Annotated in this window: 15 protein-coding genes; 3 read left to right on the forward strand and 12 right to left on the reverse strand. The window is 57.8% G+C overall.

Annotation, left to right across the window (positions count from 1 at the left end; translation table 11 throughout):
* The 3 genes from bcsA (FOV68_RS17610) to bcsR are packed head-to-tail and all read right to left on the reverse strand — an operon-like array spanning position 1 to position 3529.
* Positions 1-2604, reverse strand: a complete 2604-nt coding sequence (gene bcsA, locus FOV68_RS17610) for a UDP-forming cellulose synthase catalytic subunit (protein WP_134161683.1) — start codon at positions 2602-2604, stop codon at positions 1-3.
* On the reverse strand, positions 2601-3332 hold the full coding sequence (gene bcsQ / locus FOV68_RS17615) for a cellulose biosynthesis protein BcsQ (RefSeq protein ID WP_010257415.1): 732 nt from the start codon (positions 3330-3332) through the stop codon (positions 2601-2603). The genes bcsA (FOV68_RS17610) and bcsQ (FOV68_RS17615) overlap by 4 nt, the downstream gene beginning before the upstream one ends.
* Positions 3332-3529, reverse strand: a complete 198-nt coding sequence (gene bcsR / locus FOV68_RS17620; RefSeq protein WP_010257416.1) for a cellulose biosynthesis protein BcsR — start codon at positions 3527-3529, stop codon at positions 3332-3334. The genes bcsQ (FOV68_RS17615) and bcsR overlap by 1 nt, the downstream gene beginning before the upstream one ends.
* A gap of 200 nt (positions 3530-3729) precedes the next feature.
* On the opposite strand from bcsR, the gene bcsE reads away from it, so the two are divergent.
* Genes bcsE through bcsG form a run of 3 tightly spaced genes read left to right on the forward strand, consistent with a single transcriptional unit; the run spans position 3730 to position 7114 of the window.
* A complete protein-coding gene (gene bcsE, locus FOV68_RS17625; protein WP_143991282.1) occupies positions 3730-5265 on the forward strand; it encodes a cellulose biosynthesis protein BcsE in 1536 nt (511 codons plus the stop codon).
* Positions 5265-5453, forward strand: coding sequence for a cellulose biosynthesis protein BcsF (gene bcsF / locus FOV68_RS17630; RefSeq protein WP_039390442.1), 189 nt, complete (start codon positions 5265-5267; stop codon positions 5451-5453). Before bcsE ends, bcsF begins: the two co-directional genes overlap by 1 nt.
* Positions 5453-7114: a cellulose biosynthesis protein BcsG gene (bcsG, locus tag FOV68_RS17635; RefSeq protein WP_069025584.1), complete on the forward strand. Its 1662-nt coding sequence runs from the start codon at positions 5453-5455 to the stop codon at positions 7112-7114. Before bcsF ends, bcsG begins: the two co-directional genes overlap by 1 nt.
* Before the next feature lie 133 nt (positions 7115-7247).
* On the opposite strand, the gene FOV68_RS17640 is transcribed toward bcsG, so the two are convergent.
* The 9 genes from FOV68_RS17640 to dppD all read right to left on the reverse strand — a co-directional run bounded on the left by FOV68_RS17640 (position 7248) and on the right by dppD (position 21777).
* Positions 7248-8255 carry a glycosyl hydrolase family 8 gene (locus tag FOV68_RS17640; protein ID WP_134161681.1) on the reverse strand — a complete coding sequence of 336 codons (1008 nt, stop codon included), beginning with the start codon at positions 8253-8255 and terminating at the stop codon, positions 7248-7250.
* An 8-nt stretch (positions 8256-8263) separates the two neighbouring features.
* Positions 8264-8707, reverse strand: coding sequence for a cellulose biosynthesis protein BcsD (gene bcsD / locus FOV68_RS17645; RefSeq protein WP_039390436.1), 444 nt, complete (start codon positions 8705-8707; stop codon positions 8264-8266).
* Positions 8707-12522 carry a cellulose biosynthesis protein BcsC gene (locus FOV68_RS17650; RefSeq protein WP_143991283.1) on the reverse strand — a complete coding sequence of 1272 codons (3816 nt, stop codon included), beginning with the start codon at positions 12520-12522 and terminating at the stop codon, positions 8707-8709. The genes bcsD and FOV68_RS17650 overlap by 1 nt, the downstream gene beginning before the upstream one ends.
* Positions 12523-12533: 11 nt before the next feature.
* Positions 12534-15485 (reverse strand): cellulose biosynthesis cyclic di-GMP-binding regulatory protein BcsB, encoded by a 2952-nt coding sequence (bcsB, locus tag FOV68_RS17655; protein ID WP_143991284.1) that lies wholly within the window; start codon positions 15483-15485, stop codon positions 12534-12536.
* On the reverse strand, positions 15482-17593 hold the full coding sequence (bcsA, locus tag FOV68_RS17660; RefSeq protein ID WP_010671648.1) for a UDP-forming cellulose synthase catalytic subunit: 2112 nt from the start codon (positions 17591-17593) through the stop codon (positions 15482-15484). Before bcsA (FOV68_RS17660) ends, bcsB begins: the two co-directional genes overlap by 4 nt.
* Before the next feature lie 49 nt (positions 17594-17642).
* Positions 17643-18446, reverse strand: a complete 804-nt coding sequence (gene bcsQ / locus FOV68_RS17665; protein WP_010671647.1) for a cellulose biosynthesis protein BcsQ — start codon at positions 18444-18446, stop codon at positions 17643-17645.
* Positions 18437-19027, reverse strand: coding sequence for a cellulose biosynthesis protein BcsO (bcsO, locus tag FOV68_RS17670; RefSeq protein ID WP_143790247.1), 591 nt, complete (start codon positions 19025-19027; stop codon positions 18437-18439). Before bcsO ends, bcsQ (FOV68_RS17665) begins: the two co-directional genes overlap by 10 nt.
* A 751-nt stretch (positions 19028-19778) precedes the next feature.
* Positions 19779-20801 carry a dipeptide ABC transporter ATP-binding subunit DppF gene (dppF, locus tag FOV68_RS17680; protein ID WP_010671644.1) on the reverse strand — a complete coding sequence of 341 codons (1023 nt, stop codon included), beginning with the start codon at positions 20799-20801 and terminating at the stop codon, positions 19779-19781.
* Complete coding sequence (gene dppD / locus FOV68_RS17685) at positions 20791-21777, reverse strand: dipeptide ABC transporter ATP-binding protein (protein ID WP_010257423.1); 987 nt, start codon at positions 21775-21777, stop codon at positions 20791-20793. The genes dppF and dppD overlap by 11 nt, the downstream gene beginning before the upstream one ends.
* Positions 21778-21784: the final 7 nt, after the last annotated feature.

The raw sequence follows: 21784 nt of genomic DNA on the forward strand, positions 1-21784 counted from the left end.
TCAACTCAATGCGTTTTTTGAAGCCGGCACACGTCCGATGCCTTGCGGCAACAGCGAAGCCAGCCAGCTCACCCCAACGGTAAGCAGGTTAAACAGCCGACGTAACTGCGGTGGGCCATATTCCGCCAGGCGCAGGTAACCTTTGAAACCGAGGATCATGATATCGGCGAGGCTTTGCACCGGTTTATCTTCCGGAAAACCGTCCTGCCACAGCGCCCAGGTATCGGCGCGGGCGAAGGTACACTGGATAAATTCAATATGCTGCTGGGTGGTCAGCTGATGGAGACGCACGCCAGCACGGTGGCCAAAGACACGCTGCACCTGGCACGGGAAGCTGAACTCCTGCTGTCCACGACGCAGCAGCAGCCACACTTTTTCATTCTCCCGCAGCGCATCCGGCTCGCGCATCTCCAGCCCGACGCCGCCGTCAGAGTAATCACGCAGCGTACAGGGCAGCATATGACCATCTTCGCGTGCAATGGCGGCCGGCATGGCGATCTCCACCCGGTGCGCCTCACGGATCTGCCGTGCTTCAACCGAAACCGCTACCGCACCGCCAAGAATAATCATGTTATAGAGCACCCAAATCAGGCTCACCCATACCGTCAGTACCTCATTGGCCGGACCGTGCTGCATGCGCCAGAACGCCATCAATACCCCTGCGAGGTTGAGCAGCACCAGCAGCATATAGGGCTTGGTTATCACCCAGTCCAGATGCTGCTCCTCCACCAGCCCGCCTTTTGCGGTGACGTTAAACTTCCCTTTATGAGGATTGAACAGCGCCACGGTGGTAGGCCGGGCGATATACCAGGCCAGCACCGTCTCGTAGACCTCGCTCCAGAAAGAGTGTCGCCAGCGTCCCTGAATACGCGAGTTGGTCAGGCTGGTATGCAGCATATGGGGCAAAACATAAATGGCGATCGCCAGCGCAGGCGCGTAGATGATGTAGGCATGACAGAGCAGAAAGGCCAGCGGCGCCAGCAGGAAGACCAGCCGCGGAATGCCAGAGAGAAAGTGCAGCATGGCGTTGGCATAACAGAGCCGCTGTACCCACTTCAGCCCCTTACCAAACAGCGGGTTATCAAGGCGGAAAATCTGCACCATACCGCGTGCCCAGCGGATACGTTGTCCGATATGCGCTGACAGACTTTCGGTCGCCAGTCCGGCCGCCTGAGGAATGCGGATGTAGGCCGAAGTGTAGCCGCGCCGGTGCAGACGCAGCGAGGTATGGGCATCTTCGGTAACGGTTTCCACCGCAATACCGCCAATTTCATCCAGTGCGCTGCGGCGCAGCACGGCGCAGGAGCCGCAGAAAAAGGTGGCATCCCAGGTATCATTACCGTCCTGCACCAGCCCATAAAAGAGCGAACCCTCATTGGGCGTACGACGAAACCGCCCGAGATTGCGCTCAAACGGATCAGGCGAGAAGAAGTGATGCGGCGTCTGCATCATCGCCAGCCGGGGATCTTTAATAAACCAGCCCATGGTCATCTGCAAAAAGGCGCGCGTCGGCACATGGTCACAGTCGAAAATCACCACAAATTCGCTGCGGCAGTACTTTTTCAGCGCGTGATTGATGTTGCCGGCCTTGGCGTGCTCATGGGTGGGACGGACGACATAGTTAATACCCACGCTGGCGGCAAAGTCGCGGAATTCCGGGCGGTCACCGTCGTCGAGCAGATAGATATTCAGGCGATCTTTCGGCCAGTCGATGCCCATGGCAGCGTAGATGGTGGGTCTGACCACGCTGAGCGGTTCGTTGTAGGTTGGCACCAGCAGATCGATGCCTGGCCACTGATCCCGATCGACAGGCATCGACACCGGCTGACGGTTAAGTGGCCAGAGCGTCTGAAAATAGCCCAGCACCAGCACCACCCAGGCGTAGGTCTCTGCCGCAATAAGCAGCAGACCAAACACCAGACTCAGCGGATCGTCCCAGTTCAGCGTCGAGGTATAGCGCCACCAGAGGTAGCGGCACGATACGGTCAGCGACAGCACAATCAGCATCATGGTCGGGAAACGCCCCGGGACGCGTCGTACCAGCATCGCCAGACTCCAGAGCAGTATCACAAAGATAAACTGCGTCATCAGGCCAAACGGCTGGCTGATACAGAGCAGCGCCAGCAACGTCGCAAACAGGGCGGTGACGGCGAAGAGGCTGCGTCGCACCAGCGGCGACAGCCGCTTCAGCCACTGTTCGATGCGCACATCGATTCCCTGGGTCTGTGAGTGGGCAACGGCCCTGTCCAGCCAGCGGTAGCCATGGTGGCGCCACCCAGACAGCGCACCGAGGCCACGGAAACCGCCACGAGCGCCATCGCTCTGCGGCAGGATCACCAAAAGCCACAGCGTCTGGATCAGATAACGCAGGATATCCAGCGGTCGCGGCCGCTCCGGCGAAATGTGCGGATAGAGCCGGCGGCGCTGCTGAATAATCCGCTGCCAGCCCGGCGTTTCGAAGCGAAGCAGCATCAGACCCAGCACCGACCAGAACAGATGGAGCGCACTGGCGAAGCGGGACGCGCCATTGCCTCGTGCGGTGGTGTAGCCCCTGTGCAGCGATTGCCAGGCGGGCGCTGTTAACAGCCAGCACAACGGATTCAAGAGCTCACTCCATTCAGATTGAGCAGCAGCCAGCTTGCCAGCGTGATGATCTCTTCACTGACCAACGCATGTGGCCGGTATTCACCGACCGGCTGCTTCATCATCAGCGCTTCTGCCAGCGCCTCATCCCGGTGGATCAGCAGCGGGATCAGCGGATTCAGCGAGGCCATCCAGAGCTGATGCAGATCCTGCTGCAGACGGCTGTTGGCATTAAACTGATTGATAATAAAACGGGTGCGCGCCGGAAACTGGCGCTGGCTAAGCCGCAAATGGCAATTCGCGTCTGGCTGAGTGACGCACAACAGGCTGTCCAGCGTCGGATAGAGCGTTTCATGCCAGGGCAGGGTATCGGCAGGCAGATCGAAAATAATCCACTGATAGCGCGCCCGCAGGTCCGGCAATGCCTGGAGCAGCGGCGCGGCGATCGCCTCATTCTGTCTGGCAATAGTCAAAGCATGCTGATGGGAAAGCACCCCGTGAGGCAGCAAATCAGGACCATCGGGATAGCGAAGCCCGCTGTGCTGCCAGTCACCGCCCTCACACAGTGCTTTCATCCAGCCATTATCCTGCTGAGCGGGCAGATTAAAATGCACGCCGAGCTGGCTGACCGGAGAGCCATCGATCAACAATACTCGCTCGCCGAGTGCCGCCAGCGCCCAGCCTAATCCGGCACAAAGAGAAGTCGTGCCGACGCCGCCCCGTACGCCCTGAAGCGCGATCTGCGGCATCAGCGATCGGTCTCAGACTGGCTGGCAAGGGTTTCCGCTAACAGCGGCCAGCGCGACACAATCGCTTTCAGGCGCTCTTCCCGCGCAATGTCGACATAGCGGAAAGAGTGCAAAGAAAACGCATCACGCAACGCACTAATATCATCCTGACGATCGCCATCAGCGGCAACAGGGTTATAGAGATTGTGGTTTTTCATTACTGTTCGCCAAAAATAAAACAACGTCACACTCAGGATGACGGACTGCGCGTAAAGGAAAGTTGAAAAACATTTCCAGAAACGCGGCAATTGCAGAACAATGTGAGCCGGCCTGTGATTAGCAATGTTTAAATTTCTCAGGTTACATCCCGGCCTGTCTATAATAAGCTAGCCTGGACTGGAAAAATAACGAATTCAATATGAAAAATTCTTTTTCGCTGGGGCTGTTGCATGTTCAGCCTGAATTAACGGCATTGCAAACGCCTGGCTGTTATTGGGTGACCTGTGCGCGGCAGGATGACGCCCGCACTTTTATTCGACAGGTAATTTCACATCAGCAGGCCGTAACGCTGATCAGCGCTGACCAGCCGCCGCGTGATTTGCTGACGCCCGACCCCATTGGCGGACCCGATCGTATTCCGCTGTTTTCTCTTTCTAAAAGCAAAGGCAGTTTGTTGCAGATGGAAAGTGATTTTCTGCGCACGCTCGGCAGTAAAAATGGGTTAGTGATATTTAATAGCAACGCAGCGCAATGGGATAAGCTTGATGACGCAGAATTATCCCGCTGGATAAAGGGCATGCGTCAGACGCTGCATAAAAGAAAGCTCACCCTTTTAATCGTGACCTCGGGCACCACAATAATAAATCTGAGTAATCATCTTCAGCGTTATTTTCGTCAGCTGGATGGCGTTGCGCATTTGAGCTTTCAGCAGGATAGCTGGCAGTATCGAATTAACTGGTGGTATGCCGCGGAACGCCTGCTTGCCGATCGGGCAATACGTCTGGGCTGTGAAAATGAACGCTTTTTTACCTTAAATGAAAAGCAGGAACCGCTGAGCCTCAACGATGAGCAGCATTATCTTGCGGACAAAATCGTGCTCGAGGGCGCGCCGCCGCTTTCACGCCAGTGGCAACTGTTCGAGGATAATGAACAGGTCTGGTTGCGGGCGCAGCAGGCCAATGCCGCAACGGTGATTTTCAGCCTGACCCGCAGCGAATATATCAACGAACTGGCGAAGATGGTGCACAGCCTGCGGCGTACACGCGGCAACGGCCTGAAAATTGTGGTGCGCGAGATGGGGGCCAGCCTGCGTTATAGCGACGAACGTCTGCTGCTGGCCTGCGGTGTGAACGCAATCGTCCCGACTAACGCCACACTGTCGCGCTTTCTGACCACGCTGGAGGGCCTTCAGGGACAGGTGTTTAACCGTCGCGTTCCCGCCAGTCTTGAGGCGTTAACCGCTTCGTTGCAGCCTCTGCATGAGAAAGGCTACCTGCGTCTCGACGCCTTCTGTCAGTCAGTCGGCCAGTTGATCAGCAATACCCTGCTGCCAGAAAATGATAAGGGCCTGCTGGTCGCGTTGCGGCCGGTGCCACAGCTTAAGCCTCAGCAAATCCTGACGCTCTGTAAACCGCGCCGCTTTGGCGACCTGGTCACGGTGCTGGAAGATCGTGTCATCCTTTTCCTCTCTTCCTGCCGCTATAACGACCTTGATAAAGCATTGAAATATATCTTTTCTCTGCCTCACGACGAGCTGTTTGCTAACCGGATGGTCTGGTTTGAGGATAATCAGATCCTCGCGGAAGTCAGCAATATCAAGAAACTGACGCCGATGGCAATTCAGGATCTGACTCCGGTATCAGAGACGGCCCGCGCCGCCGTTGAGAGCCGGCCTGAAACACATGAACGCGCTGCACCGCAGCCCATCACTTTATTGCCGGAGAACAAAGCCTGATGAATCTGATGGACTGGGTACAAATCGCGCTACTTACTCTGGTTATCCTGCTGTTTTTAAAGCCGTTATATCAAAAATGGCTACCCCGTCGCTGGAACGGCATCATGAATCGCCTGTTGCCGGCTCGCGCGCTTAAATCGGAAGGTCACTGGCAGCGTCAATCCTCTGAAACGGATAGAAAAAATTAATGAATACTGATCAACCTGCGGCGGCCTCCTCTTCCCGCTTCTGGTCCTCCTGGCGCGGACTGGGCGGCTGGAATTTCTACTTTTTACTGAAGTTCGGCCTGCTGTGGTATGGCTATCTCAATTTTCACGCCCTGAGCAATCTGGTGTTTCTCGCCTGGCTGCTTTTTCCGTTACCCTCGGCGCGCCTGCATCGCATCCGCCAGTTGATCTCGATTCCGGTTGGCATCGCGCTGTTCTGGCACGACACCTGGCTGCCAGGACTCAGCAGCATACTCAGCCAGGGCGATCAGCTGGCGGGCTTCTCTGCGGCCTATCTGCTCGACCTGGCCGATCGCTTTATTAACTGGCAAATGGTGGGGGCCGCCTTTGTGCTGCTGGTTCTCTATCTGTTTGTTTCACAATGGATCCGCATCACGGTGCTGGTTTCGCTGATGCTGATCTGGCTTAACGTGCTGACGATTGCTGGCCCGGCGATGTCGCTGCTGCCGACCCGGACGGCCACGCCACAGGTCGTATTGAATCAGACGCCCAGCGGCGGCCAGCCAGCCGCCACGCCAGACGGACTGGAGCAGTCTGCGCCGCCGACCAGCGCGAATCTCACCGCCTGGCTGAATCGCTTTCATGAAAGTGAACGCCAGCGCGTGACGCATTTTCCCGACAATCTGCCCGCCGATTCGCAGCCTTTCGACATCCTGGTGATCAATATCTGTTCGCTCGCCTGGTCTGATATGGATGCTTCCCAGCTGCGTAACCATCCGCTGTGGCAGCATTTCGACATCATGCTGAGCAATTACAACGCCGCAACCAGCTACAGCGGACCGGCGGGTATCCGACTGCTGCGTGCCAGTTGTGGCCAGACCTCGCATAGCGATCTCTATAAACCTGCCGATCCGCGTTGCTATCTGTTCGACAATCTGGCGAAGCTGGGCTTTAAAGAGCAGTTGATGATGGATCACACCGGCGTATTCGGTAACTATCTGAAGGAGGTACGCGAAGGGGGCGATATTCAGGCACCGCTGATGTCACAGGCGGGTATCGCACCAGAACTGACATCATTCGACGGCTCGCCGGTATTCAACGATGCGCAACTGATGCAGCGCTGGCTGGACGACCGCAGCAAAAGCAGCGATGCGCGCAGCGCCACTTTCTACAATCTGATCCCGCTGCACGACGGCACCCGCGAACTCGGCAGCACCAAAACCGCGCCGTGGAAGCCGCGCGCGCAACTACTATTCGATCAGCTTGATACCTTTATGACGCAACTGGAAAAGTCGGGCCGCCGCGTCATGGTAATGGTAGTGCCCGAGCACGGTGCCGCGCTAGAGGGAGACAAAATGCAGATGTCCGGCCTGCGCGATATTCCCAGCCCGGATATTACTCACGTACCGGTAGGCATTAAATTCGTCGGAATGAAGGCGCCGCATCAGGCTCAGCCATTGAACATTGATGCGCCGACCAGCCTGCTGGCCTTGTCAGAGATTGTGTCGCGCGTCGTAGATGGGCAGGTTTTTAATGCCCCGAATGTGAATATGTCGGTGCTGACTGACAAGCTGCCACAGACGCCGGTGGTGTCGGAAAATGACGGTGCAGTGGTGATGATGTATCAGGGCAAACCCTGGATCAGGCTGAACGGCGGCGACTGGGTCGCCTATCCGCAGTAACGCGTAACCGACGGGCTGCAGAGCCGTGACCCGGCAGTTAAAGGCGGAGCAGGCGCGGCTGAGCGCCTGCTCCCTGTTGAGCGCGTGGCTGTCGGTGGCAGAACAGCGGCCAGTGCCGCCATTCTGCTGGTTATCAGCGCTTCTCCTGAAACGCCTGCCAGGTCAGCAACTGCAGACTGGCAGAAAAGTAGTTCTGATCCGCAGCCAGCTTATCGCTCAGATAGCCGGTTTCATTCAGCGTCAGGTCACGTACCGCCAGCAGTCCGCCCTCAAGATGGTAAGGTGCAGGGGCATTTGCCAGCACGTCGAACCAGGCGGGTGTCAGCATGCGGCTGTAACCCTGCCAGACGCGCTGAAACGGCACCAGCGCCAGACTGTGCGGGTCATACCACCAGATGTTCAGCGGCACGCGAATCGCATCGTAACTGAAGCGGTTCGAGTAGCCGACGGCCGGGGCAACCGAACCGTCGGCATTCAGTGCGACCCAGTCCATTGGCAGTCCGGTTTTACCAAAGCTCAGCTTACCCAGCAGATCAAAGCCATCGTTAATCAGCTTATCCCAGACCTGAAGATGGCTGTGTTCACCAAACTCGCGCCACGCCTGAAACAGAAAGTAAGAGGGATTGAGCACCACATAACTGACTTTGTTAAAGCCCTGCGCACCCGGCAGCATCACGGTGTGGCCGCCAAAACTCGTGACATCCAGCCTGATGATGGCGCGCTGAATACGGTCAGATTCCTGCTGGTAGCTTTCCACCTGCCATTTCTGTGCAGCACGCTGAAGTGCCCAGGCCAGCAACACATCGCCATCCGAGGCGTTATTCTTGTCGGCGACCGGGTTGTCACTGCCCGGCACGTAGCGCCAGTAGAAGAGCCCGGTCTGCGGATTACGCAGCTGGCTGCGCGTCCACTGCCACAACCGATCGAAGGTGGCGCGATCGTCGTTGGCCACCGCCAGCAACATGCCATAACCCTGGCCTTCGGTGTGACTGACGTTGTTATTGGCGGTGTCAGTGATCCGCCCTTCTGAGGTCACAAAGCGACTTTTAAAAGTCTCCCAGCCGCTGGCACTCGCCTGCGCGCTGCAGGCCAGCAGTAAAACAGAGCAGAGCCAGACCCGCCAGAGTGGATTACGTTTCATTTCCGATCCTATTGATATCGATAGTGCAGCGTGCTGCCATCGTTGAGTTCAAGCGTAACCGGCACAATGCTGCTGCCGCCCTGGCCCTGCAACCAGCCCGAAAAAAGCCCGGCCATCACCGCACCAAACGCCGCCTGCCAGTCAGCCGGAGAGTGGGTGTTGTCGCCTGCCGGTAAGGCGTGACAGGCAATCAGCAGCGCCTTCTCTTCCGGCTGAAGCTGCACAAAGCCCCAGTTAAACCGCGCCAGTTGCAGATTGCACTCGCGCTCCAGATCCTGCACGGTACGCGACTCTGGCAAAGGATAGCGGGTCGCCAGCGATTCCCCCATCTTATAGAGAAAGGCTTCCGCCTCCTGCTGACCGGCGTTGGCGATCATCCCGTCAATCAGCACGCTGACCAGGTCAAACCAGCCCGGCTGATAAGGATGCGATACCCCCGAATGTTCACTCATTACTTCTCTCCGAACAGGTAACGGACATAGAGCTGTGCGCTGCTTTCGTTGTAGTCACCAAAGGTGTCATAACCCAGCTGGCCGCCAATCGTCACATCTTTATTGAGTTTGTAGTCCGCCCCGGCGTGCAGGTTGTAGCCGATGCCGTTTTTACTGCCGCCGGAGTAGTAAGCGTCTTTCACACTGCCGCTGGCGGCAAGGGATTCCAGCTCTGACTGCAGGCTGGCATCCGACGGGAAGTACGCGCTCTTATCCTGACTGTAGGTCTGATAACCGGCTGCCCCGCCAATATTGACCTTCAGATCGTCAAATTTGCGGGAGAACTCAATCGGGAAGGAGACCGACGCATAGTTCTGCGGGCTGAAGTAACCGCCCTGACCGTAGCTGAAATAGCTGAGGTTTTTCGAGAAGTCCATCCACGACAGGCTCATGCCCACTTTCAGCTCGCGATCGTCAGTGTGGAACGGACGAACGTAGGCGCCGGCCGTCGCCTGCAGGTTATTGTTGCTGGCGACATTCTCGCCGAGATAGCTGTACGCGCCCGCACCGGCGTAGAAGCCCGCATCGCCATTGTCGTAGCTTAACAGGGCGTTAGCGCCGTTTTTGGTGACGCGTCCCCAGCGTTTGCCACTGGTTTTATCTTCTGCGCCGACGTAAGAGAGCAGGCTGTCGGTAATCGCGCGACGCTCACCGGTCAGGATCAGCGTCAGGAAGTCGGTGAGTTTGGGTGACCACTGCACGCCACCGACCAGAGTACTGAGATCCTGGCCCAGCGGCGTACTGCCGATATCCACCTTATAGCTGTCGCCCTTCAGCGCCAGATTCAGCTCCACGCCCGAGGCAGTTTGCGAATCGGTGGTGGCGTTCGGCAGGTCATTCACCGTTGCACCGCCTGCAGCCACTACCCTGCCCTGACTCAGCGCATTGGTGCCGAAACGGCGCCAGGCATCGGCTGCGCCACTGCCCGCCGTAAGTGAGACCGGCGTTGCGGTAAAGTCGAGGCGCGCCGTTTCAAACGGCACGGTAGAGAAGGTCAGCGGCGCTTTGGCTTCCGTCAGCTTGCTCAGGCCCGACTCGCCGTCACGCCCGCGCACCTGCACCATGCCCTGACTCCAGCTGCCGGTTTTCTCCTGCAGCGAATCCATCATGGTGTCGACGTCGTGCAGAATCTGTGACTGCCGGGAAACAGTTTCGCTGCCCGCGGCCGGTTCACCCTGCGTTGTCACGCCAGCGGCAACGCTCGCAGGTGCCGCCTGCCACGGCAGCACGGTGCCGTAGCTGGATGGTGAACGTCCCACCGGCGAAGTATCACGGTTGATAAACGGATTATCCGCCAGCGCCAGTCCGCCCACGGTCGGCACGCTGCCAGGCTGCGCGCCCTGCAGGCCAATCAGCTGACCGCGCGCTGAACGCAGATAAGCCATCGCCTGAGAATGCTCGCCATTGGCTTCCGCCACCCGCGCCAGCAGCAGCAGACGATCCGGTGTCTGAGTCGTACTGTTAAGGCCGCGACTCAGCTCATTAGCGCGCTGCACATTGTTCTGCGCCAGCGCGACGTTGATGGCCCCGACGCGCGCATCCTGCGTCGGCGTATCCTGGGTCATCAGGTAGTCATAGACCACGCCCGCATCCCGGTTCATCTTGCCGTCCTGGTAGAGACGGGCCATCGCGAACATCAGATCGCGGTTCTGCGGATCCTGCTGCAGTGCACCAATCAGCTTGTCATACGCCACCGCGTACTGACGCTGCTGCCGCAGACGATCCACTTCGTTAATCAGATAGCCATTGCGAATACCGGCCAGCTGCGTCGGCGTACTGCGCGCCTGCAGTTCCGGGTTGCTGAGGAAGCGCTGCGCCTCACTGCCGAGGCCCGCCTGATTCAGCACCGTCATCTGCGCGGCATAATCGCCCGCATTGCCCTGCACGCCACGCTGCAGGTTAGTCCGCACCACCGAAACGGCGCTGGTGAGATCGCCCGCCTGCGCCAGCTTCTGCGCCAGGTTTCCGGCATCAACCGGGTTGGTGGGTGGATTAACCGTGAGCGCCTTCAGGGTATTGGCGGCGGCAGCCGTCGCGCCCTGCGCCAGATACTGGTCGGCCGTGCTCATCTGCAGATTGAAATTAACCCGCTGCGCCAGTTCACGCATCGCCGCCGTCTTCGCGTTAGCGGGAATGCGCGACAGCAACGTGCTGGCCTGCTGCCAGCCGCCGCTTTCGCTGGCGTTAAGCGCACCGGCATACAGTTCGCTGGTGCTGGCCCCGTTGCGCATCACCGGCTGCATCACGTTGGCCGCCAGCAGCGTATCGCCCTGCTGACGGTAGAGCCGGGCTAAATCAAGCCGCAGCCAGCCATCCGTGGGATAGCGCTGAATACCCTGCTGCAGCGTCGCGATGGCAGCGGCATTGTTACCAGCCGCCAGTTGACGCTTCGCCTGCTGACGCAGCGCATCGGCTTCATTGGCCCGTGGCGTGACGCTCTGGCGAACGCTGTCCGGCAGTGCACCCAGCAGCGTACTGGCTTCGGCACCCCGATTCTGCTGACGCAGAACATAGAACAGCCCCTCTTTGGCGCTGCGGTTATCCGCATCGCTTTGCAGAATAGTGCGATAGAGTTGCTCCGCCTGCTGTGGCTGATTGGTGCGGCGCAGCACGTCGGCGCGGAACAGTCTGGCGGCCAGCCCTTTTTCCCCGTCAGCCTGCACCAGCGGTTCGCTTAATGTCAGCGCCTGCGCCGTGTCTCCGCTTTTCAGTGCCTGCTGGGCGCTGGCCAGCTGTGCATAAAAACGCGCATCGTCAGCCTGCTGCTGACGCGATGAACCCTGATCGCCGCCGAGCTGAGCAGACCGCTGCAGATAATCCGCCGCTTCCTGATAACGTCCGGCTCGCTGGGCCACATAGCCCATGCCCGCTAACGCGTCGGCATCCTGCGGATTGGCGCCCAGTACTTTTTCAAAGCTGGACTGCGCACCGCCGACGTCACCGCTGTTGAGCGCACTGAATCCGGCCCCTTTTTCTGCGCCGCCGACGTTTTTACGGTAGTAGTCGATGACGGCGGAGTCCTGCGGATGACGTTGCTGCCAGGTCTGATAGAGCGCCGCATCTGACGGCTGCGGACCGAGCCACAGCAGCGCCTGACGCAGTGAGCGGTCGGCATCCTGATTACCGCTCGCCAGCGAACTCAGCACCTCAATGCCTTCGCGACGGGTCGGTTCCTGATAGGTCAGCGCTTTACCCAGCGCCAGCCGTGCGCCGGTGTCCTGCGGATGCTGAGCCGCAAACTGACGCAGTGCCTCAACTGCCTGCGGCAGCAGCGTACGGTCGCCCGCCATAGTGAGATAATATTCTGCCGCGACACTGGGTGGTGGCGCATTGCCGCTGAAGGTGTTGCGCCAGGTCTGTAACGCCGCCGGAATATTGCCGCTGCGCGCCTGCTGACGCGCCAGCGCAAGCTGCGCCTGCGGAATGGTCTGCATCTGGCGCGCGTTATCCAGCTCGCCAAGATGCGGATCGTTGGGGGAGACCTGGCTCAGCAGGGCGCGATACTGCGCCGCCGCCGCAGTGTCGCCGCCCTGCTGTGAATAGAGCGCCAGCAGGTAGAGCGCCTGAGTGTTGTTGGGTTCAACCATCAGCACCTTTTGCAGTGAGGCTGTCGCCAGGTCGTCATGCGCTTTCTGATGCCAGTAAGAGGCCTGATCGAACAGCGCCTGCAGCGCCGGGTTGGCGCTTTCTGCCGCCAGCAGCGGCTGTGACAGGGCCAGCGCACTGCCCAGCAGCAACGCCTTACGAATACCGGCACTTAACAGATTTTTTTTCATTATTATTATCCTTACTTCCTGCCGGAATCACGGCCCTGCTTTGGATTCAGACGCCGCCATGCATGACGCTTCAGCATCACCCAGGCCGCACTGCCCACCAGCGCGGAGAGCAGCATCGCCGCCACCGCCAGCAGCACCGAGTGCTGGTTGGCATACCACACCACCATCATGTACCAGGGCAACTCACCGCTGGGGAACTGCGCACCGACGCGGAAACTGCGGATACCGTTTTCATCGGTAATAATCGCCGTATCGCCACGAATGCCGGCGTTAATCTGCGCTGAACTCAAATCGTTATGCAGTCGCAACAGCTGATCGTCGCTGGTTGCCACCGTCATCACCACCAGCCGATCGCGGTTCCATGGCGATCGATAGCTGAGGAAGCCTCGCCACGCTTCGTTAGAGGAGAAGTAACGATCGGCATCCAGCTGCTGACGACTCCAGTCACCGGTCAGCCAGCCGCGTAATTTTTCCAGCGTGTCGGGCTCTTTCACCCCAAAGGTGCTGCTGGTGGCGTCATAAGGGGAAGCCGCCAGCATCGCCTGATTAAAGGCACTGTTGCCGGTGGTGCTCACCGCCAGCAGATCGCTCTGCTGTATGCGCGCCAGATGGGTGCCGCCGCTGGGCAGGCCAAACAGTACCTGATTCTGTGTCAGCGCCAGACCGGTGGCTTTACCAGCCCGCGCCGCCAGATCCAGCAGCGTTGACAGTTCAGCATCGCTGGGCGTTTCCGGCAGCAGCAGCGTGGTCTGGCTGAAATCGGCCAGACGTGAGAACGGAAAAGAGGCACCCACAAAGTAAGAGAGGTTCGGCAGCATGCTGAAGTGACGGGTATGGCTCAGATCGATCCATGAATCCTCTTCAATCCGGCTTTTGATGTTGTTGTTGAGTAACACACCGCAGGGCGCATCAGCCCGTGGTTTGATATTGAAGTAGAGCGCCAGCTGATTATCGCCATAGATCAGGTAGGGTTCGAGATTAAGCTGATACTGCTCCTGACGCGCATCACCGCCCAGACGGTGCCAGGCGTTCTCCAGCAGGCCGACTTTGTTCACCGTCAGATTGCGCAGAAAAGTGCCGTTGAGCATGACGTTAAGGAAGGAATTATCCTCATCGATCCAGCTTTCAGACGGGAAGCGATAGTGCAGATTGACCGGCACTGTGTCGCCATCCCACAGGAACAAATCAGGCGCGGCGCGGAAGTTAACACGCAGCGCATCATGCCAGATGCCGCTGCTGGTCAGACTCTGATCTTTACGCAGCAGTTCGCTCAGCCGTACCGGGCGGTCAGTGTTAATCCAGCGTGGTGCATCGTAAGGTTTGCGGTTTGCAATAGTCTGCTCAGGGACCTGCAGTTGACTCTCGTCTATCGTCAGTGGCTGCGTCGTCAGACGGTTCGCCGCCTGACGCAACTGCTCCTCATTGTTGCCACTGACCAGCAGCAATTTGTAAACCGGATTATTGGGATTATCCACCACCTGCAACATCGGACCGTTACTGGCCGGGAAAGTCAGGGTGCCGATCCGATCACCAGGATGACCAAACAGGATGCCGTTGTGTTCCGGCAGTTCGCCGCGCACCACCGGGAAACGGATGCCGCGATAATCACTCTGAATGCCGAGCCAGGATGCCACCAGTGCCGCCGCGCTGACGGCATCGGCTGAAACATGACTGGCAAAGCCCACCGTAACGGTGGACGCCGTCATCCGCTGAGGATCCAGGAAGGGGCGCGGGAAATTACGCAGGCTGGTGCCGATATTGAGCTTCTGACCCTCAAGGTGCAGCGACGTGTTCGGCAGAATGGTGACCTGATACTGCTGTGCGCTCTCTCTTTCACACAGCAACTTGTCCGCATCGTTGATTTTAAAACTCAGATTGTTCGCCGACACCACCATCGCCGCCGGAATATCCAGCTCATAGTCACTGACATCGCTGTCCGTCGCACCCAGCGGCAGCGTGCCGAGCGGCTGACCATTCAGCATCAGCTGCAGCGACGTATTGCGTGCCGCCAGCGCAGCTGAGACGCGCAGCGTCAGATTAAGTCGCGCATTGGTAATGACTTCATCGCCGGGCAGGGTAAAGGTGATGCCCGACTGAAGCTGGCCGCCGGTCAGCGTGATGCCGCGCGACTGGCCCATCTGGGCCACTGAAATAACACTACTGATCGGCTGATTGATGGCAGCCGCGATCGGCGGCTGCGCTTCTGCAACCGGCGCAGCTACCTGGCCTGGCGCGTAGGGCAGCGCACTGGCGGCTGCTTCCAGCGCGGGATCGGCACTGCTCAGGCCCTGCGGCAGGGGTACTGCTGACAGCGCGCTGCTGTCCTGGGTCACCGCGCCGGTGGCGGCCATCGGCGCGGTGGTCTGGGCAGAAGCCGCCGCCTCGCCGGTCGATGACGCTGTCTGAGGCGTTGAAGTCGCATCACCGGTCACTGAAGATGGCTGAGTTTGTGATGTCGCCTCGCTACCTGGGGCGTAAGAAGCGTTCACCGGGGGTGCCATGGCATTGGGTGATGCACTCTGTGGCGCCGATGCCGGTGCAGATTCTGCGGACGGTGTCGCAGATGGCGCATTTGCCGCTGGTGACACTGACGGCATTGCAGACTCTCCACCGCTGACCGGGACCGGGACCTGGTCTGAACCTGCCGTCTGGGTGGAACCATTATTCATGGGCGCCACAGATGCCGCATCGCTGGCCGGAGCCTGATTTGTCGCGGGTGCAATGACGGTGGCATCGGCAGGCTGCGTGCTGGAAGCAGCATCAGACGGCATCGGAGCCGGACTGTTTACCGGCGCACTGGCAGGCTGCGTGCTGGAAGCAGCATCAGGCAGCGTCGGAGCTGAACTGTTTACCGACGCAGCACTGCTGTTATCAGTAGCAACCGGCGCTTCCGCGCCAGCGGGCGTCAGCCATAACGCTGCGGTCAGTGAACTGACCAGCAAAGTTTGCGTCAGGATCTTCATGCCGCCCCATCCTCTTTCGCCGCCGCGGCAACCGGGTCGACATTTTTACGTTTATCGTGGCGGCCTTTCCAGGTCAGCCAGAACAGCTCAAAGACGGTACGGATAATAGTGCCCAGCGAAATCAACGGGTTGTCCTGCTTATACTCCGGCTGAATCCAGGCATCAGCACGAGCCAGCACCACACGGACCAGTTCGCGACGACGCGCCAGCGGCATCGCCTCAAAGCGCAGACGGATGCTCTCATCATCGCCGGAAATCTGACTGACCGGGATAGTGATCGCGCCGGATTTCAGCAGCAGATCAATCTCTTCAATCTCATCAGTTTCATGACGTCCATCGGGTGCATCAAGCTGCGCGCCGCCCATCGAAAGGTTGCTGGTCTGGGTGCGCGATGAAATGCCGCTGGCGTAATGAATAATCGCCGGGATTTGCACTTCAACACGGATGGTTTTACGCACCTGCTTGGTTTCGCGCGCCACGGCAATCGCCGCCATCAGAATGATCAGGCTGAAGATCGCCCAGCCGACGTTGAGCGCGATAACGTAAGGGTCGACGCCAAAATAGTCATGCATCACGGCACGCACCACGCCGGCTACAATGCCAATGCCCAGCAGCAGCGCCACAATCACATGCGGACGCACGATGTGGAAATCGAAGAAGCCCTGATCCAGCACGCCGCCTTTATCGGTCACGTTAAACTTGCCATGTTTTGGCGACAACAGGGTCAGAATGGTCGGGATCACCAGATGGAAGCACATCACCGTCTCATAAATCTCACCCCAGAAGGTGTAACGGAAACGGCCATTCATCCGTGAGTTAACGTAGAGGGACATCACCAGATGGGGCAGCACATAGGCAAAGATCAGCGACGCCGATGAGTGAATAATATTCAGGTTAAACAGCAGGTAAGCCAGCGGCGCGGTCAGGAAGGCAACGCGTGGCAGGCCAAACTGGAAATGCAGCATGGCGTTGAGATAGCAAAGACGCTGCTGCCACTTCAGGCCACGGCCAAACAGCGGATTATCGACGCGGAAAATCTGCGTCATGCCACGCGCCCAGCGGGTACGCTGAATGATATGCAGGCCCAGACGTTCTGTTGCCAGACCGGCAGCCAGCGGGATCGACAAAAAGGCTGAGCCCCAGCCCAGTCGCTGCATTTTCAGGGCAGTGTGTGCATCTTCGGTCACGGTTTCAACGGCAAAACCGCCAATCTCTTCCAGCGCTGAACGACGGATCACCGCACAGGAGCCACAGAAGAAAGTGGCATTCCAGTTATCGTTACCCTGCTGCACCGGGCCATAAAACAGCGAGCCTTCGTTTGGAATGCTGCGTGCGGCGCGCAGGTTACGCTCAAAGGGATCGGGAGAATAGAAGTAGTGCGGCGTCTGTAGCAGCGCCAGCTTTGGATCTTTCAGGAACGGTCCGACCGTCGCCTGCAGGAAGGTGCGCGTCGCCACGTGGTCGCAGTCGAAGATGCAAATCAGCTCACCTTTAGTGATTTTCATCGCATGGTTGAGGTTCCCGGCTTTGGCATGTTTGTTGTCGTCACGGGTGATATAACCCACGCCGACATCCGCCGCAAAGCGGGCAAACTCGCTGCGCTTGCCATCATCCAGCAGATAGACCCTGATTTTGTCACGCGGGTAGTCGATACACTGCGCCGCGAGTACGGTGTCGCGCACCACATCAAGACTTTCATTGTAGGAAGGCACATAAATATCGACCGTCGGCCACAGGCTGGTGTCGTCCGGTAAGGGTTCAATCGTGCGTTTTAATGGCCAGGTGGTTTGCAGGAAGCCAAGAATTAAGATCAGCCAGACGTACAGCTCCGCCAGATATAAGCCAATGCCTAAGATAGCTTCAACTTCGGAATTAAAGTGCAGCGTCTCGGTGGTCCGCCACCAGATATAGCGGCTGGACATCAGCGCAGAGAGAACCACCATCACCACCGTTATTTTGCGGCTCTTGCTGAAACCCAATAAAAACATCATGCCGATGCTGATCAGACCAAAAATATACTGTTTCTGGCTGTCCATTGGCGTAATGATGATCACCGCGGCAACGGGTGCAAGCACCAGCAGCAGCAGGTAAAACCCGATTTTACTCATGATTCACCCTGAGAAGAGCTGTGTAAGTCAGTCGCCTGGCGGAAGCCGACTAAAAGTGGTTTGTGCGGATGGGAGCCTGAACTTCGCCATTACCCACGGTGATATTCAGAATGCTGCTGACCCTTTTCGCGATCAGTTCAATATCAAATGCCGCTGCGGAGGCGGGACTGAAATCGTAAACAGACTGCTGCGAAGCATTGGCTTCACCCACACTTTCATCACGGTGAACCACGCCCAGTAAATTATCGCCCAGGCGCTGCTGCATAAACGCGGTGACATCGCGATTGATATTCCGGCGGTTGTCACACTGGTTAAGGATAAAATAGTGACCCTGCTTATTATTGAGAGGCTTACCGATCATCCGGTTCTCTTCAATCTGCGGTAATAACGATACTGATGCGGTATCGGCTAACATCACCACTAAATGCATATCGGCCAGCGCCGTCATTGCTTTAAGGGCGGGGCCTGGGCCTGGCGGGAAATCAGCCACGATCACCAGACCAGGATAATTGAGCACCGTATCCAGACCGCGCTTAATAAAGTGGGGATCTTTCATCAGGTTCTCTTCGAACCGTTCGCGCTGCGGCTCCGTGACGTCGCCATAGGGCAGCACAAAGATATTGCCGCCAGTGGTAAGAATCGACTGGCTCCAGTCCGCCTGCTCTTCAGAGCGCGCCACAAATCCGCGGCCATCATGAAGCGGCACGCCAAAGTGAAGACGCAGTGCATTCTGCACATCAAAATCAATCGCCAGAACTTTGCTACCGGAACGCGCCAGACTCCAGGCCAGATTCGCCGCCAGCGTGGTTTTCCCCACGCCCCCCTTTGGCGAGCACACACAAACTAATGGCATAGAGCAATCTTCTCCAGTAACGGTTTGAGTAAGGTTTCTTTCGGCAGATTAATCTCGCGCGAGCGGAACAGCGCACCAAATCGTCCTGGCTCAGAATGGGTGGCGGTGGGTGCGACGACGGGCTGAAGTTCCGCCACGGTGGCAGGCCGGACCGGCTCAGCACGCAGCGGGGTCGCAGGCTCAGCCACGGCCGCTTTTTGCAGTGGTGGCGGTGGCGGAAAGAGTGATGAAGGACCGCGTGCAGTCGTGCTGGTTGCTGGCAGGTTACTGCCTGACAGGCTATCAAGAATCGAGGTGCGGGCTGCCATTGCCGGTTGCGCAGTGAGTGCGGCATGTCGTGCCGGTGCCCCAGGCGGTGGAGCCGTGAACTCATCACCACGCAGCGGCTGAGGTTGCGGCAGGTCAATACGCTCGCCGCCGCCAAACGGGGTCTGATGTTCTTCTTTCGCCAGCTGGCGAATCAATGCCCATTTACTGTGTTCCGCCGCTTCCTGTGTCTGGCCAGACATATCTTTAAAGTCGATGTCGAGCGTTTGCGTTTTCTCTTTAAAACGCTGCAAATCATCGTAATTATTCTTCATTGGCCGTGGCCTGCAACAAGGTGGGAATTTTCCTGGAATATAACACATCCCTTTAATATCAGTCAGAAAAACCTGATTACAAAAAAAGCAATTTCAATCAAATTGTTTAATCATAAAGATTCAATAGTGGCGGAAGAAAGCCTTTGCTGAGTCATTACCGCTGATAATTAATAAGTAATACTTAAGTTAAATTCATTAGCACTGTTTTAATAATTTTTCAGAAAATACCGCTCTTACAACCTCTGGCACTGCCAGGCTGACTCCTGTAAACAGCGTTTCAAAGAGCGTTCAGGCTGCCGCAGGCGCAAAAAAAACGTATTTCTGCCATAAGTGATTGAGGATATTTATCTTTTTTCACTGCAAATATCGCCAGAAGAAAAACAGGTTAAGACTGATAACGGAAAAAGAGGAGGAATAACCAGGAAGTGCTCGCTGACCTGCCAGCAATGCGGCTTGCAGCTGAGTTGAGATAAAAAAAGGCTCCAGAAAGGAGCCTTCGGCTGGGGAGTTAAGATCGCGAACAGGCTCAGGGGGCATACGCCTTACGCAAAGACGCCATCCCTGGCTGGCTCAGCGCGGGCGATTACGCACCTCATCCCTGAGGTGCGCCCGTAGCGGGGCCAACGCGTTGCGTTGTTCAAAAACGCTCCCGGCGTTTTTATCCGGGCGGCGCGATACTTTGCTACAGGCGTATGCTCCCATCGCCTTCAATCTTGTGCGGTCTGTAAACACCAGAATGCGCTGCCAATCCTCAGCTGACCTTTTCTGCCACGCCGACTGGCTGATTTTCATCCTGATCAACTGCGAAGCAGGCAATCTCCTGTCCGCCGTAGTTTTTCAGCTTCGGCTGCAACTGCACGCAGGTGCCAAAACGTCGGTGGCAGCGCGCATTAAAGGCGCAGCCTGGCGGCGGATTGAGCGGGCTGGGCAGTTCGCCGGTCAGCTTAATGCGCTCACGACGGTCGTCAGGATTCAGCCGCGGCGTCGCTGACAGCAAAGCCTGAGTATAAGGATGGCGCGGGTTGGCAAAAATTGCCTCTTTGCTGCCCTTCTCAACGCACCGGCCGAGATACATCACCATCACCTCATCGGCAATGTGTTCCACCACCGACAAATCGTGCGAGATAAAGACATAAGAGAGCCCCATATCCTGCTGCAGATCCATCATCAGGTTAAGCACCTGGGCACGCACCGACACGTCGAGCGCCGAAACCGGCTCATCGGCAATCAGGACGTCCGGATCGAGCATCAGCCCACGCGCGATGGCGATACGCTGACGCTGCCCGCCTGAGAACATGTGCGGGTAGCGGTCGTAGTGCTCGGTTTTCAGACCGACTTTTGCCATCATCTCCAGCGTCTTCTCGCGGCGTTCCGCTCTGGTCAGTTGGGTATTAATCACCAGCGGCTCTTCCAGAATCTGGCTTACTTTTTTGCGCGGATTGAGTGAGCCGTACGGGTTCTGGAACACGATCTGGATTTTCTGGCGACGCAACTTCTGCGCCTGGGGATCGTGTTTCAGCAGATCCTGACCGTGCCAGTAAAGCTGCCCTTCGGTCGGGGTTTCAATCATCGTCAGCAGGCGGCCCAGCGTGGATTTACCACAGCCTGACTCGCCCACCACCGCCAGCGTTTTACCGCGTTCCAGATTAAAAGAGACGCCATCCAGCGCTTTGACCAGACGTTCCTGACCAAACAGCCCCTTCTTCACCGGGTAGTGCTTCTTCAGATCAATCGCCTGCAGCAGGAACTGATCTTTAGTGGTTTCATGACTCATAAGTTGGTCTCCCGGCATCGTCCAGCGGATAGTGACACTTGGACTGGCGTCCTGGAATGGTGCGCAGTTCAGGTTCTTCCTGACGACAAAGGTCAGTCGCATAGGGACAGCGTGGATTAAGCAGACAGCCAATCGGGCGGTCATACTTGCCCGGTACCACGCCAGGCAGCGAGGCCAGGCGTGCTTTATCGGCCGCGAACTCCGGCAGCGCACGCAGCAGCGCCTGCGTATAAGGATGGCGCGGCGCCTTAAAGATATCGGTCGCTTTACCGCTTTCCACCACCTGACCGGCATACATCACGATAATGTGGTGCGCCGCTTCTGCCACTAACGCCAGATCGTGAGTAATCAGGATCAGCGCCATGTTCTCCTGCCGCTGCAACTCCAGCAGCAGTTCGATGATCTGCGCCTGAATGGTCACATCGAGCGCCGTGGTCGGCTCATCGGCGATTAACAGCTTAGGCCGACAGGCGATCGCCATGGCAATCATCACACGCTGGCTCATGCCGCCCGACAGCTGGTGCGGATAGACATCGAGCCGTGACGCGGGATCGGGAATACCGACCTGATTCAGCAGGTCGATCGCCCGCTGACGCCGTGTACGCTTATTACCGCCCTGATGCACCTTGATCGCTTCCATGATCTGGAAACCTACGGTGTAGCAGGGATTGAGGCTGGTCATCGGGTCCTGAAAAATCATCGCCACTTCGGCACCCACCAGCTGGCGGCGCTCACGTTCGGAGATGTTCTGCAGGTCGCGCTGGTTAAACTCCAGCTTCTCAGCCATCACTTTGCCGGGGAAATCGATCAGCCCCATGATCGCCAGTGAACTCACCGATTTACCAGAGCCGGACTCGCCCACGATACCCACGACCTGGCCCTGCTCAACCTGATAACTGATGCGGTCAACCGCGCGGAACGGTGCTTTATCGTCGCCGAAATGCACCGATAGTTTGTCTACATTTAATAACGCCATCTCGGTG

The organism is Pantoea sp. paga (genome assembly GCF_007558755.1).
GTDB lineage: Bacteria > Pseudomonadota > Gammaproteobacteria > Enterobacterales > Enterobacteriaceae > Pantoea > Pantoea agglomerans.

Coding starts and splice junctions, on each gene's coding strand:
- bcsA (WP_010671648.1), bottom strand. CDS start 17,593: ATGAGTAAAATCGGGTTTTACCTGCTGCTGCTGGTGCTTGCACCCGTT.
- dppF (WP_010671644.1), bottom strand. CDS start 20,801: ATGAGTCATGAAACCACTAAAGATCAGTTCCTGCTGCAGGCGATTGAT.
- FOV68_RS17640 (WP_134161681.1), bottom strand. CDS start 8,255: ATGAAACGTAATCCACTCTGGCGGGTCTGGCTCTGCTCTGTTTTACTG.
- dppD (WP_010257423.1), bottom strand. CDS start 21,777: ATGGCGTTATTAAATGTAGACAAACTATCGGTGCATTTCGGCGACGAT.
- bcsB (WP_143991284.1), bottom strand. CDS start 15,485: ATGAAGATCCTGACGCAAACTTTGCTGGTCAGTTCACTGACCGCAGCG.
- bcsO (WP_143790247.1), bottom strand. CDS start 19,027: ATGAAGAATAATTACGATGATTTGCAGCGTTTTAAAGAGAAAACGCAA.
- bcsF (WP_039390442.1), top strand. CDS start 5,265: ATGAATCTGATGGACTGGGTACAAATCGCGCTACTTACTCTGGTTATC.
- bcsD (WP_039390436.1), bottom strand. CDS start 8,707: ATGAGTGAACATTCGGGGGTATCGCATCCTTATCAGCCGGGCTGGTTT.
- bcsQ (WP_010671647.1), bottom strand. CDS start 18,446: ATGCCATTAGTTTGTGTGTGCTCGCCAAAGGGGGGCGTGGGGAAAACC.
- bcsR (WP_010257416.1), bottom strand. CDS start 3,529: ATGAAAAACCACAATCTCTATAACCCTGTTGCCGCTGATGGCGATCGT.
- bcsG (WP_069025584.1), top strand. CDS start 5,453: ATGAATACTGATCAACCTGCGGCGGCCTCCTCTTCCCGCTTCTGGTCC.
- bcsE (WP_143991282.1), top strand. CDS start 3,730: ATGAAAAATTCTTTTTCGCTGGGGCTGTTGCATGTTCAGCCTGAATTA.
- FOV68_RS17650 (WP_143991283.1), bottom strand. CDS start 12,522: ATGAAAAAAAATCTGTTAAGTGCCGGTATTCGTAAGGCGTTGCTGCTG.
- bcsQ (WP_010257415.1), bottom strand. CDS start 3,332: ATGCCGCAGATCGCGCTTCAGGGCGTACGGGGCGGCGTCGGCACGACT.